Source organism: Agarivorans sp. JK6 (assembly GCF_045277145.1).
Taxonomy (GTDB): domain Bacteria; phylum Pseudomonadota; class Gammaproteobacteria; order Enterobacterales; family Celerinatantimonadaceae; genus Agarivorans; species Agarivorans albus.
Genome location: NZ_CP113525.1, coordinates 4,021,254 through 4,034,317, shown reverse-complemented (window position 1 = coordinate 4,034,317; position 13,064 = coordinate 4,021,254). Strand labels below are relative to the sequence as shown.

At 45.5% G+C, this 13,064-nt stretch carries 10 protein-coding genes and 2 rRNA genes; 10 read left to right on the top strand and 2 right to left on the bottom strand.

From position 1 onward, the window contains the following. Nucleotides 1–139 precede the first annotated feature (139 nt). From OV592_RS18575 to OV592_RS18560, 4 genes are all read left to right on the top strand, one after another. A 23S ribosomal RNA gene (locus OV592_RS18575) occupies nucleotides 140–3,027 on the top strand. 111 nt (nucleotides 3,028–3,138) lie between these two features. Further along, nucleotides 3,139–3,254, top strand: a 5S ribosomal RNA gene (gene rrf / locus OV592_RS18570). A gap of 259 nt (nucleotides 3,255–3,513) precedes the next feature. Continuing rightward, nucleotides 3,514–4,899, top strand: coding sequence for a PhoH family protein (locus tag OV592_RS18565; protein ID WP_338622310.1), 1,386 nt, complete (start codon nucleotides 3,514–3,516; stop codon nucleotides 4,897–4,899). 10 nt (nucleotides 4,900–4,909) lie between these two features. Further along, on the top strand, nucleotides 4,910–5,188 hold the full coding sequence (locus OV592_RS18560; RefSeq protein WP_152780694.1) for a PilZ domain-containing protein: 279 nt from the start codon (nucleotides 4,910–4,912) through the stop codon (nucleotides 5,186–5,188). On the opposite strand, the gene OV592_RS18555 is transcribed toward OV592_RS18560, so the two are convergent. Further along, entirely contained in the window at nucleotides 5,172–6,134 is a 963-nt protein-coding gene (locus OV592_RS18555) for a hypothetical protein (protein ID WP_406609622.1), read from the bottom strand. The genes OV592_RS18560 and OV592_RS18555 overlap by 17 nt on opposite strands. A 22-nt stretch (nucleotides 6,135–6,156) precedes the next feature. After that, nucleotides 6,157–7,731, bottom strand: a complete 1,575-nt coding sequence (gene leuA, locus OV592_RS18550) for a 2-isopropylmalate synthase (RefSeq protein WP_152780690.1) — start codon at nucleotides 7,729–7,731, stop codon at nucleotides 6,157–6,159. A 177-nt stretch (nucleotides 7,732–7,908) separates the two neighbouring features. Here leuA and OV592_RS18545 point away from each other — a divergent pair, with 177 nt between their 5' ends. The 6 genes from OV592_RS18545 (at nucleotide 7,909) to ilvN (ending at nucleotide 13,029) form a co-directional block, all read left to right on the top strand. Continuing rightward, on the top strand, nucleotides 7,909–8,565 hold the full coding sequence (locus OV592_RS18545; RefSeq protein WP_406609621.1) for an NAD(P)H-binding protein: 657 nt from the start codon (nucleotides 7,909–7,911) through the stop codon (nucleotides 8,563–8,565). A gap of 188 nt (nucleotides 8,566–8,753) precedes the next feature. Further along, nucleotides 8,754–9,242 carry a phosphatase PAP2 family protein gene (locus OV592_RS18540; RefSeq protein ID WP_016400705.1) on the top strand — a complete coding sequence of 163 codons (489 nt, stop codon included), beginning with the start codon at nucleotides 8,754–8,756 and terminating at the stop codon, nucleotides 9,240–9,242. A gap of 12 nt (nucleotides 9,243–9,254) precedes the next feature. Continuing rightward, a complete protein-coding gene (locus OV592_RS18535; RefSeq protein WP_406609620.1) occupies nucleotides 9,255–10,361 on the top strand; it encodes an MJ1255/VC2487 family glycosyltransferase in 1,107 nt (368 codons plus the stop codon). A gap of 16 nt (nucleotides 10,362–10,377) precedes the next feature. Further along, nucleotides 10,378–10,533, top strand: a complete 156-nt coding sequence (locus tag OV592_RS18530; RefSeq protein ID WP_194164074.1) for a hypothetical protein — start codon at nucleotides 10,378–10,380, stop codon at nucleotides 10,531–10,533. A gap of 283 nt (nucleotides 10,534–10,816) precedes the next feature. Beyond that, nucleotides 10,817–12,535: an acetolactate synthase 3 large subunit gene (locus OV592_RS18525; protein WP_152780684.1), complete on the top strand. Its 1,719-nt coding sequence runs from the start codon at nucleotides 10,817–10,819 to the stop codon at nucleotides 12,533–12,535. Next, nucleotides 12,535–13,029 (top strand): acetolactate synthase small subunit, encoded by a 495-nt coding sequence (gene ilvN / locus OV592_RS18520; protein WP_016400709.1) that lies wholly within the window; start codon nucleotides 12,535–12,537, stop codon nucleotides 13,027–13,029. The genes OV592_RS18525 and ilvN overlap by 1 nt, the downstream gene beginning before the upstream one ends. The last annotated feature ends 35 nt before the right edge of the window (nucleotides 13,030–13,064 follow it).

Here is a 13,064-nt window from a genome sequence, read left to right as displayed (position 1 = left end):
TGATAAAAAATATCTCAAGAATATGAGTTTAATAACAAGTGTTCTTGGTATTCAAAAATAAGGTGATCGTACTCGAATGGCAGGATTTATACAGCCTGACCATTCAAGTGATTTAAGCGACAACATTTAGGTGTTGTATGGTTAAGTGACTAAGCGTATACGGTGGATGCCTTGGCAGTCAGAGGCGATGAAGGACGTGTTAATCTGCGATAAGCCATGTTAAGTCGATAAAAGACGTTATAGACATGGATTTCCGAATGGGGAAACCCACTGCATTTTATGCAGTATCGTAACGTGAATACATAGCGTTGCGAGGCGAACCCGGGGAACTGAAACATCTAAGTACCCGGAGGAAAAGAAATCAACCGAGATTCTGGTAGTAGCGGCGAGCGAACCCGGATTAGCCCTTAAGCTTTTAGGTGATTAGTGGAACATTCTGGAAAGGATGGCGATACAGGGTGATAGCCCCGTACATGAAAATCTACTTTAAGTGAAATCGAGTAGGACGGCACACGTGATATGTTGTCTGAATATGGGGGGACCATCCTCCAAGGCTAAATACTCCTGACTGACCGATAGTGAACCAGTACCGTGAGGGAAAGGCGAAAAGAACCCCTGTGAGGGGAGTGAAATAGAACCTGAAACCGTATACGTACAAGCAGTGGGAGCCCCTTCGTGGGGTGACTGCGTACCTTTTGTATAATGGGTCAACGACTTAATTTCAGTAGCAAGGTTAAGCGAATAGCGGAGCCGTAGGGAAACCGAGTGTTAACTGCGCGCATAGTTGCTGGGATTAGACCCGAAACCCGGTGATCTAGCCATGGGCAGGTTGAAGATTGGGTAACACCAATTGGAGGACCGAACCGACTAATGTTGAAAAATTAGCGGATGACTTGTGGCTGGGGGTGAAAGGCCAATCAAACCGGGAGATAGCTGGTTCTCCTCGAAAGCTATTTAGGTAGCGCCTCGAGCGAATACTGATGGGGGTAGAGCACTGTTAAGGCTAGGGGGTCATCCCGACTTACCAACCCTTTGCAAACTCCGAATACCATCAAGTACTACTCGGGAGACACACGGCGGGTGCTAACGTCCGTCGTGGAAAGGGAAACAACCCAGACCGTCAGCTAAGGTCCCAAAGTGTATGTTAAGTGGGAAACGATGTGGGAAGGCTTAGACAGCCAGGATGTTGGCTTAGAAGCAGCCATCATTTAAAGAAAGCGTAATAGCTCACTGGTCGAGTCGGCCTGCGCGGAAGATGTAACGGGGCTAAACATACCACCGAAGCTACGGGAGCATGCTTGCATGCTCGGTAGAGGAGCGTTCTGTAAGCCGTTGAAGGTGATTCGTAAGGATTGCTGGAGGTATCAGAAGTGCGAATGTTGACATGAGTAACGATAAAGGGGGTGAAAAGCCCCCTCGCCGAAAGACCAAGGTTTCCTGTCCAATGTTAATCAGGGCAGGGTGAGTCGGCCCCTAAGGCGAGACTGAAAAGTGTAGTCGATGGGAAACAGGTTAATATTCCTGTACTTCGTATAATTGCGATGGGAGGACGGAGAAGGCTAGGCCAGCGTGGCGATGGTTGTCCACGTGAAAGGCAGTAGGCGGTAAACTTAGGCAAATCCGGGTTTACATTACGCTGAGAGTTGATGACGAGTGTCTACGGACACGAAGTGGTTGATGCCCTGCTTCCAGGAAAAGTCTCTAAGCTTCAGATTATACGAAACCGTACCCCAAACCGACACAGGTGGTTGGGTAGAGAATACCAAGGCGCTTGAGAGAACTCGGGTGAAGGAACTAGGCAAAATGGTACCGTAACTTCGGGAGAAGGTACGCTCTTGATGGTGATGGGACTTGCTCCCTAAGCTGCTGAGAGTCGCAGATACCAGTTGGCTGCAACTGTTTATTAAAAACACAGCACTGTGCTAAATCGAAAGATGACGTATACGGTGTGACGCCTGCCCGGTGCCGGAAGGTTAATTGATGTGGTTAGCGCAAGCGAAGCTATTGATCGAAGCCCCGGTAAACGGCGGCCGTAACTATAACGGTCCTAAGGTAGCGAAATTCCTTGTCGGGTAAGTTCCGACCTGCACGAATGGCGTAATGATGGCCAAGCTGTCTCCACCCGAGACTCAGTGAAATTGAAATTGCCGTGAAGATGCGGTGTACCCGCGGCTAGACGGAAAGACCCCGTGAACCTTTACTACAGCTTGACACTGAACATTGACCCTACATGTGTAGGATAGGTGGGAGGCTTTGAAGCGTTGTCGCCAGATGACGTGGAGCCGACCTTGAAATACCACCCTTGTAGTGTTGATGTTCTAACGTTGGTCCCTTATCGGGATTGCGGACAGTGTCTGGTGGGTAGTTTGACTGGGGCGGTCTCCTCCCAAAGAGTAACGGAGGAGCACGAAGGTTGGCTAAGTATGGTCGGACATCATACGGTTAGTGCAATGGCATAAGCCAGCTTAACTGCGAGACAGACACGTCGAGCAGGTACGAAAGTAGGTCATAGTGATCCGGTGGTTCTGTATGGAAGGGCCATCGCTCAACGGATAAAAGGTACTCCGGGGATAACAGGCTGATACCGCCCAAGAGTTCATATCGACGGCGGTGTTTGGCACCTCGATGTCGGCTCATCACATCCTGGGGCTGAAGTCGGTCCCAAGGGTATGGCTGTTCGCCATTTAAAGTGGTACGCGAGCTGGGTTTAGAACGTCGTGAGACAGTTCGGTCCCTATCTGCCGTGGGCGTTTGAGAATTGAGGGGAGCTGCTCCTAGTACGAGAGGACCGGAGTGGACGAACCGCTGGTGTTTGGGTTGTTATGCCAATAGCATTGCCCAGTAGCTACGTTCGGAACTGATAACCGCTGAAAGCATCTAAGCGGGAAGCAGGCCTCGAGATTAATTCTCACTAGGACTTTAAGTCCTCTGAAGGGCCGTTGGAGACTACAACGTTGATAGGCAAGGTGTGTAAGTGCTGTGAGGCATTGAGCTAACTTGTACTAATTACCCGTGAGGCTTAACCATACAACACCTAAAGGGTGTTGCTTATAGATACTTTATTTTAGAAACCATGAATACTTGTTAGTGCTCATGAGATGTTTCAGCTTTTTCGAATGTTAAAGACAACAGTTTTTGCCTGGTGGCAATAGCGTTGTGGACCCACCTGACTCCATGCCGAACTCAGAAGTGAAACGCAACTGCGCCGATGATAGTGTGGGGCTTCCCCATGTGAAAGTAGGTCACCGCCAGGCTCTCATACTAAGCCCTCGTCTGACGACGAGGGCTTTTTTATTGCCTGTGATTTATTTCTAAACTCAATACTCATATAGCTCTCCTTTCAGGTAAATCTTTTCATTAAGCCGATTTCCTTAATTCTATATTTGATTAATAAATCAGCACTCGGTGGGTTAAAGGTGTGGAAAAGTTTGTAAAGCCGATCTGGATGAATTAGCCTGAGATTGAACGTTTGCAATACTTCTCACATCGCCTGTTGGCCTATGGAGGGCAAATATGGAAAATAACGCTCCAAGTAAACTGTTCATTCTCGACACTAACGTGCTGCTGCACGAACCCCTCGCAATATACTCTTTCCAAGAACATGACGTCGTTATTCCAATGACTGTCCTAGAAGAATTAGATCGAATTAAAGATAGGCAAAAAGACGTTAGCAGAGATGCGCGAGTGGCTATTCGTTCATTAGAAGACGTATTTGCATCAGCCTCACCAGAGCAAATTGTAAATGGTGTAGAGCTGAAGAATGATGCTGATAACCAAGTGAGTGGTAAGTTGTCGATTTTTGCAGATCATACACTTGAAAAGAACCAACAAAACTTTACTGCCGATGAGCCGGATAATCGTATCATCAACGCAGCTATTTACTTGCAAGACAAACATGCTCCTCGTCAGGTGGTGTTGGTAACTAAAGACATTAATATGCGCCTGAAAGCAAAAGGTGCTGGCTTAGAGCGTGTAGAAGACTATCGAACCGACCAGCTAATCGACGATATTCGTTTGCTAGCAAAAGGCTTCACTGAGTTAGAAGGTAGCTTTTGGGGGCGAGTTAAAGATTGTGAAAGTAGTTCAGAAGGGCGAGATACCCACCATGTGATTGACGCCGAAATTCTTGGCCCTTGTTATGTAAACCAATACATCATCGATGACACCGAAAGCTTTGCGGCGCGAGTGGTTAAAAAAGACGAGCAAAATGTCGAATTGCTCGACTTGGGTTATGAGCGCTTGATGGCCAAACATGCTTGGGGAGTTCATCCCAAAAACATCTATCAAGGTATGGCGTTTGATGCCTTGCTCGATCCTAATATTGACTTGGTGATTCTTACTGGCCCAGCGGGCTGTGGTAAAACCTTATTAGCGATGGCTGCTGCGCTTGAAATGGTGGTGGAAAAAGGTATCTACGACAAAATTATTGTTACCCGAAATACCCCGGAAATTGCTGAATCTATAGGGTTTTTGCCGGGTACTGAAGAGGAAAAAATGGCTCCGTGGTTGGCAGCGATTACCGATACTCTAGAGGTGTTGCATAAACACGATGAGTCTATGTCTGGCTCTATGAATTACATTATGGAGAAGGCTAACATTCAATTCAAATCGGTAAACTTTATGCGTGGACGCAGTATTCAAAACGCATTTGTGTTTTTAGATGAATGTCAAAATTTAACAGCTTCCCAGCTTAAAACTATTATTACCCGCTGCGGCGAAGGAACCAAATTGGTATGCTGTGGTAACTTAGCGCAAATCGACAGCAACTATTTGTCGGCCGTTACTTCAGGGTTAACCTACATTGTAGAGCGTTTTAAAGATTTTGATGGTAGTGCAAATGTGTATTTAAATGGGGTGGTAAGGAGCCGTTTAGCCTCGTTTGCAGAAGAAAAACTATAGAAGGTAGAACATGATTGGAGAAGCAAACAAGCGTGCATTTCACCGTATGCTAATTAACGCAGAGTTGCGAATTGTGGTTGGTCAACAGCGTTATGCTGGTTTATGTAAAGACCTAAGTGCAACTGGTATGGGCATTAGTGTTAAAGACGTAAAGCTCGCTATTGGCGACGAAGTTGAAGTGGCTTTGAGCGGTGAGGGTGTTGCGCCTTTTAGCGCCAAAGGTAAAGTGGTTCGTTGCGCCGGAGATGGTGATATTGACTACGCAGTAGAGTTTACTTCTCTCTCTTAAATTCTGGTGGAACCCAGTCCATTTGTTGATAGGTATACAAACCTGAATGAATGTACTGGGCACTTTCTTTTGCCACCTTTCCTAGCTCGAACAAGGCCGGCCCGGTTGGTTCTAGTAATACATACTGCTTCCCTTCTATTCTTACAGTTTCATCACCAGCTTGTGGTGCCATATTTAATGCAAGCAGAGCATGATTAGGCACATAGATAATGGCAACATCTAAGCGTGGATAGAGGGTCTTCAAGGCGCTGGCTAGCAAGGTTGTTTTGCTGTCACAGTCGCCCACATTATTTCTAATTACCTGAATAGGTGTGAGAAAACCTGCTCCGCGTAAACGATCCTTTGAACGCAGTTCGCTATAAGGAATGGACTGAACAAAACTTAGTAGGTAATTGCTCACTTCCCGTTGCTTGGCTTGGTCTTCGAGTTGATTCAAACTGTTATTGAGCCAGCTAAATAAATACTCTGCACTTTCTTGGGCAAGCCTATTATGGTCGGGCATTATTCCCATCGCGCCATCGGCAGTTTGTTTTTCTACAAAATAGTGCTTAGTTAAGTAGTCTTGATAATGCTGCTGCACTTCTTTACCGAGTTTTTCTGATAGCTCTTGAATAAACTCCTGGTCATTTCCTTGTAGTTGATAACTCAGCTGACCGTGTTGAGTATTAAAGCTCACTTTGGCTTGTTTGGGATCTATTTTACGCAGACTAGGCTTGAGCTTGCTTAGTACATATTGCTGAGCTTGCTCGGGACGATATTGGGTAAATTTGGTGAGTTTATGTGGATAGTTTAATAGGCTAAAACTAAGCGTTTGAGTATTGTTTTGGTAGTCCTTCCAAAGGTAGTTGTAGTGTCCGGCATTCCTTTCAAAGCGAAGCTGTTCTGCTTGAGCGGACAACGAAAGGCAACCGGAGATCATGATAAAGCACAGTAATAATCTTTTCATGATGACTCCGGTTGTTTAGATGCTAGCCCAATTTAGACTGCTTTTGTTTTGCCACTTGCTCGGCGCGATGAATATGATTAAGCACGTGAACAAAAGCTTTGGCCGATGCTTCTACAATGTCAGTAGCTAAACCCATACCATGGTATTTTCGTCCTTGGTAATTGGCTACGATATCCGCTTTACCTAAGGCGTCTTTAATATCGGTTTTCTCGGCGGTTGCCGTTCCGCCGCCAGCGGCTTCGATGGTGTAATCGTCTATCTTAATGTCGTAACCAGTGATTTTACGTAAACAGCGGTAAGCCGCATCGATAGGACCATTACCTGTAGACGCTTCTAGTATGGTTTCTTCACCAGCTATCAGCTTAACTGTGGCTGTGGAAACAACGTCCGAGCCACTTTGTGCGCTTAAATACTCTAAACGGTAGTGTTCTGATTCATCTTGTAGATTATTGAAGAAGACTAAGGCTTCAAGGTCGTAGTCGAATACTTGTCCTTTACGATCAGCCAGTTCTAGAAAGCTGTCGTACAACTCATCTAGCTTGTAGTCTTCTTCGCTGTAACCTAGTTCTTGCATACGATGTTTAATTACGTGGCGACCAGAGCGAGAGGTAAGGTTTAAGCTATTTTTATTTAAGCCTATGCTCTCTGGCGTCATAATCTCGTAAGTATTTTCGTTCTTCAGCATGCCATCTTGGTGAATGCCAGAAGAGTGAGAAAAGGCGTTACTGCCCACAATGGCTTTGTTGGCTTGCACCGGCATGTTACACAAATGGCTTACCAATTGACTGGCACGGTAAATTTCTTGAGATTTGATGTTAGTACCTAGACCGCCTAACTGATCTTTACGGGTATTGATGATCATAGCCACTTCTTCTAGCGAACAATTACCCGCACGCTCGCCAATACCGTTTAAGGTACATTCAATTTGGCGTGCGCCCTGTTGTACCGCTGAAATAGAGTTTGCTACCGATAAACCTAGGTCATCGTGACAGTGAACGGATATTACCGCTTGGTCGATATTAGGCACTCGGTTAAATAAGGTAGAAATAATACCGCCAAATTCGCTAGGTACGGTATAACCCACGGTATCAGGAATGTTTACCGTAGTTGCGCCTGCTTTAATGGCCGCTTCTACCATGCGGCATAGGTTGTCGATAGGAGTTCGTCCTGCGTCTTCACAAGAAAACTCAACATCATTGGTATAGTTACGCGCGTGTTTTACTGCGTTTACCGCCATCTCAAGCACATCATCAAAACTGCGTTTTAGTTTGCTTTCAACGTGTACAGTTGAGGTTGAGATAAAGGTATGAATTCGAAAAGCATCTGCCACTTTCAAGGCTTCGGCAGCTACATCAATATCTTTGGGTAAGGCGCGCGATAGTGCACAAACCGTTGAGTCTTTGATTTCACGCGCAATGGTTTGCACTGAGTCAAAATCACCAGGTGACGAAATAGGAAAACCTACTTCCATAATGTCTACACCTAAGCGCTCTAAGGCAAAGGCAATTTGCAGCTTTTCTTTTACTGTTAAGCTGGCAGCCAGCGCTTGCTCACCGTCTCGTAGGGTGGTATCAAAAATTTTGACTAGGTCAGACATTCATTAATCCTTGTCTATTGTTATTTGTGTTTGCTTCACTGCACAAGTTTACGATTAGGCTTATTATTGTTTTAGGCCTTTCTGTGCACAAGTTTTCGGCTAGTTTAACAAGCTCTCGGCAAACTGGCTAACAGCAAATGTAGTGGCATGAATTTAGCGTGAATCAGGAGAGATAAATTGACTAAAACTGCAATTGTAATTGGTGCTACAGGCCTAGTTGGAAGTGCCTTACTAGAGCAACTATTAGCGGATGAAAGTTGGGATAAAGTGCGGGTATTTGGCCGCAAAAGCACGGGTGTGAATGCGGATAAACTGGAGGAGCATGTTGTAGATTTTGCCAAGATAGACAGTTGGCAGCAGCTTATTCAAGGCCACACCCTGTTTATTTGCATTGGCACTACGCTTAGCCAAGCCGGCAGCAAAGCCGCAATGCGAGCCATTGATTTAGAACTTCCTTTAGCTTTTGCCACAGCGGCAAAGCGCAATCATGTTGAAGGCTGTTTGCTTATCTCGTCTTTGTTCGCAAACGCCAAGTCTCCTTCTCATTACTTACGCATAAAAGGAGAATTAGAGAATCAGCTAGCTTGCCTTGGTTTTAAACACTTAATGCTGTTTCGCCCTGGGCCATTGCTAGGCGAGCGCACACAGGTGCGTTTTCCTGAGCAAGTAGTGGCAGCGCTGCAACCGGTATTCTCCGCTAACTTGTCACCTTTGCGGCGCTGGCGTGGTATCGAAGCAGCTCAATTAGCCACAACCATGCTTAGCTACGCGAACAAGCCGCCAGCTGAAGCGAGGCTGGTTATTCAAGGAGAGGCGCTTTTTACCCCACGCTGAGTCAATTAATCTCACACTCTAGCTCTATTACTGGGCTCCGTTCTATTTTAATTCTGCAGTAAAAGCACCTAGCTCTACTTGTGTAATTTGTCACCAAGTGGGTCTTTGTCATGGATTTGTAAAATTAGTTTCATTTCTCGGTAAAGCATTTTATCCAGTCTGTGGAAAAGCACGAGAAGGAGCTTGGTATGTTACAACGATTGAGCCAGTGGGATTATGCAATCTCAGCAACCTGTTTGGGGCACCGCTTTAATGCACAGGTGGCCCGCCTAGCCAGAGTAGTATCGCATTCCGGTGATGGTTACTACTATGCCTTGTTTGGTGGCATTATAGCCTTCACTTCATATGCCGGCGCCTTTTGGAGTCTCGCCTTACCTGCATTTGTTATTGAACTAATGTGCTATCTGCTGCTTAAGCAAATTTTCCGACGAGACCGACCACAAGCTTTACCGGTGTTTATTCGCCCTTCCGATCGATTTAGCTTTCCCTCTGGCCATAGTGCCGGGGCCTTTGTGATGGCTGGCAGCGTGGCTCAGATATTTCCGTCTTGGGCAGGTGTTGCTTTTACCTGGGCGAGTTTGGTCGCCTGCTCTCGAGTATTGCTTGGGGTGCACTTTATTAGCGACGTTATCGCGGGTGCCAGTTTAGGTTTGTTAATTGTTTACGGTATTAATTAGGTAAGCCAAATAATGCGAATTCTTTATGGTGTACAAGGAACAGGAAACGGCCACATTACGCGAGCTCGTTTGCTATGTAGCGCTTTAAAAAAGCAAGGCATCGAGGTAGATGTATTGATGTCAGGGAGGGTTGGCAAAGCGCCCGAAGTGGCAGAATTTGGTGAATACAAAAGCCTTAAGGGAATTAGTTTTCATCATCAGGGCGGCAAAATAGATAAATGGGCTACTTTCAAGGATCTTTCTTTAAAACAATTTCGCAAAGACCTTGCCGAACTTGATTTGTCTGGTTACGACTTACTGATTAATGACTTTGAACCGGTGAGTGCTTGGGCGGCCAAAAAGCAAGGTTTAACCAGCATATCTATCTCTCACCAAGCAGCCTTTTTACATGACATTCCCACTAAAGAGATGGGCTTATGGAATCGATTATTAGTCCGTAATTTTGCACCATGTGAATATAACCTCGGTGTTCACTGGTGCGACTTTAAGCAAACTATTGCGCCGCCCTTAGTGGAGAAGCTGGATGCACTAAGCAACAATGGCAAAATTCTGGTGTATTTGCCGTTTGAGTCGCTTGAGCAAATCCGTCCCTTGTTAACCCGCTTTACCGGCTATCAGTTTGTCTGTTTTCACCCGGAAATTAAGCAAGCAGAAAATGATGGGAACTTAGAGTTGCAACCCATTCACCGGGAGAACTTTCTTGAGAATTTGCGCAGCTGTGCCGGAGTTTTTTGTAATGCTGGTTTTGAACTACCGTCAGAAGCCATGGCGGCAGGTAAAAAATTGTTGGTTAAGCCATTATTTGGCCAGTTTGAACAAGTTACCAATGCCTATACTTTGCAAAGCTTGGGCCTGGCACATATAGCCGAAAGCCTAGAACCTTACATACTAGATTCATGGCTTCAGCTAGATCAAAGTGAGCCGGTATATTATCCCGATGTGGCCAACATTCTGGCAGAGCACATTAGAAACAATACTTGGCAAGATTTAGATGCTATGGCGCGTGAAATGTGGCAGCAAGTGAGTTATCCGGCGGCGAGTCAATTATTGATGGCCAATATCATGAGCGACAGCACGGTAAGTGCAGAATCCTTGACTAAAATAAAAGTGTCTGGGTAAACGATTTGGAGGGAATATGCGTTTTACTAATGAAGACGGTGAGGTCATGGAGCTAGCTAACAATATGACCATCCAAGAGCTGTACGACATGGGGGTGAGTATCTCCCTGAGTGAAGATTCTGATCCTGAGCAGCAAATTTGGCTAACAGAAGAGCATGATACTATTAAGTAGTTAAGTGCTTTAAGGTAGTGCTGAATCACCGGGTGTTAACTTGCTTATCATCCGGTTTTTTGTGCCTTGCTTAGAAGATAACTCTTAAGTGGCTACGAGAAGCTTGAGCTGTTTTATATGATTAGCTGCTTAAAAGAATAGAAAGAGCAGACAAAAGCGTAGACGCTGGGGGTAAAGAAACGTTAAAGTGCTAGCCTTGGAAGACAGGATATTAAGTCCCATTTCCCGCAACACAATAGAGTTATCCCCACAATTACAATAAATAAAGCCTGGAGGCTTGAACATGGAGAAGTTATCCGGCGCCGAAATGGTCGTCCGCTGTTTGCAAGATCAGGGTGTTAAACACATTTTTGGCTACCCTGGTGGCTCAGTATTAGATGTATATGATGCACTGTTTGATAGTAGCGATATTGAACATGTATTGGTAAGGCACGAGCAAGCTGCTGTGCACATGGCCGATGGCTATGCACGAGCAACTGGTGAAGTAGGTACGGTATTGGTTACCTCTGGACCTGGCGCTACAAATACCATTACCGGTATTGCTACGGCTTATATGGATTCGGTTCCAATGGTGGTGTTATCTGGTCAGGTACCAACAGGCTTGATTGGCCAAGATGCCTTCCAAGAAACCGACATGATCGGCGTTTCGCGCCCCGTAGTAAAACACAGCTTTTTAGTTAAAAAGGCCGAGGAAATCCCAGCGGCTATCAAAAAAGCTTATTACATCGCATCTACTGGTCGTCCTGGTCCGGTTGTTATCGACTTGCCTAAAGATGTTCAAAACCCTCTACTTAAGTTCCCTTATGAATATCCTAAGTCAGTTAGTATGCGTTCTTACAACCCAACGCTAACTGGTCACAAAGGGCAGATTAAGAAAGCGGTTAAAGCCTTAGCCGAAGCCGAAAAACCAGTGTTATACATTGGTGGTGGCGCAATTATGGCTGAAGCGGGCGAGCAAATTAGCAAGCTAGTTGAAATATTCAACATGCCGGTTACCTCAACCTTAATGGGTTTAGGTGCCTTCCCTTCTACAGACTCACGTTTTGTGGGCATGTTGGGTATGCATGGTACTTACGAAGCCAACATGTCGATGCATAATGCAGACGTTATTTTTGCCGTAGGTGCACGCTTTGATGACCGTGTAACTAACAACGTGAAGAAGTTCTGCCCTAATGCCACTATTTTGCATATTGATATAGACCCAACGTCTATCTCGAAAACGATCCGTGCAGACATTCCCATTGTTGGCTCGGTTGATTCGGTTATCGATCAAATGCTTGAGTGCATTAAAGAAACTGACGCTAAAAACGATGCTGACAGTCTTAAAGATTGGTGGGCACAAGTTGAAGAATGGCGCAGCCGTAAGTGCTTAAACTACGCCAAAAGCGATACGTTAATTAAGCCGCAACAAGTGATCGAATCAATGTATCGCGCTACTAAGGGCGATGCTTACGTAACCTCTGATGTGGGCCAGCACCAAATGTTTGCTGCCTTGTATTATCCCTTTGATAAGCCGCGTCGTTGGATTAACTCTGGTGGTTTAGGCACCATGGGCTTTGGTTTCCCGGCTGCTATGGGGGTTAAGTTTGCTTTCCCTGATGCAACTGTTGCTTGTGTAACCGGTGATGGCTCGATTCAAATGAATATTCAAGAGCTTTCAACCTGTTTGCAATACAACGTACCGGTAGTAATTGTTTCACTAAACAACCGTTCGCTGGGCATGGTTAAGCAGTGGCAAAAAATGTTCTACGATGGTCGTCAATCGCACTCTTACATGGATTCGGTGCCTGACTTTGTGAAACTAGCAGAGGCCTATGGCCATGTTGGTATGCAAGTTAATCATCCCGATGAGTTAGATGAAGCCATGGAGAAAGCCTTCTCGATGAAAGATCGTGTGGTATTTATGGATATCATGGTTGATCCTGAAGAGCATGTTTACCCAATGCAGATTAAAACCGAATCAATGAAAGATATGTGGTTAAGCAAAACGGAGAGAACATAATGCGCCGAATTATTTCAGTATTATTAGAAAACGAAGCCGGCGCTTTGTCTCGCGTAACCGGATTGTTTTCACAGCGTGGTTTCAACATTGATTCACTAACTGTATCAACCACGGAAGACCCAACCTTGTCACGTATGACTATTTGTACCTTTGGTGATGAAAACACCATCGAGCAAATTACTAAGCAGCTGAACAAGCTAGTCGACGTGCTAAAAGTATCTGAACTCACCGAAGCTGAGCATGTAGAACGTGAGATCATGTTGGTTAAAGTGCGTGCAGCGGGTTCAACCCGTGAAGAAGTGATGCGAACTTGTGACATTTTCCGCGGTCAAATCGTCGACGTTACACCAAGCATGTATGTGATGCAGTTAAGTGGTGACAGCGCGAAGTTAGATGCCTGCTTAAAGACACTATCTCAATCTACTGAAATTTTAGAAGTTGTACGTAGTGGTGTATGTGGCATGAGCCGTGGCGAGAGAATGCTACGCCCCTAATATCTGGTCACTTTTGAGCTAAAGACCAGCCTCGG

What these genes read in the sequence shown, in the direction of transcription:
- OV592_RS18525 (WP_152780684.1), top strand. Translation starts at nt 10,817, where the DNA reads ATGGAGAAGTTATCCGGCGCCGAAATGGTCGTCCGCTGTTTGCAAGAT.
- OV592_RS18540 (WP_016400705.1), top strand. Translation starts at nt 8,754, where the DNA reads ATGTTACAACGATTGAGCCAGTGGGATTATGCAATCTCAGCAACCTGT.
- OV592_RS18530 (WP_194164074.1), top strand. Translation starts at nt 10,378, where the DNA reads ATGCGTTTTACTAATGAAGACGGTGAGGTCATGGAGCTAGCTAACAAT.
- OV592_RS18555 (WP_406609622.1), bottom strand. Translation starts at nt 6,134, where the DNA reads ATGAAAAGATTATTACTGTGCTTTATCATGATCTCCGGTTGCCTTTCG.
- OV592_RS18535 (WP_406609620.1), top strand. Translation starts at nt 9,255, where the DNA reads ATGCGAATTCTTTATGGTGTACAAGGAACAGGAAACGGCCACATTACG.
- OV592_RS18565 (WP_338622310.1), top strand. Translation starts at nt 3,514, where the DNA reads ATGGAAAATAACGCTCCAAGTAAACTGTTCATTCTCGACACTAACGTG.
- OV592_RS18560 (WP_152780694.1), top strand. Translation starts at nt 4,910, where the DNA reads ATGATTGGAGAAGCAAACAAGCGTGCATTTCACCGTATGCTAATTAAC.
- leuA (WP_152780690.1), bottom strand. Translation starts at nt 7,731, where the DNA reads ATGTCTGACCTAGTCAAAATTTTTGATACCACCCTACGAGACGGTGAG.
- ilvN (WP_016400709.1), top strand. Translation starts at nt 12,535, where the DNA reads ATGCGCCGAATTATTTCAGTATTATTAGAAAACGAAGCCGGCGCTTTG.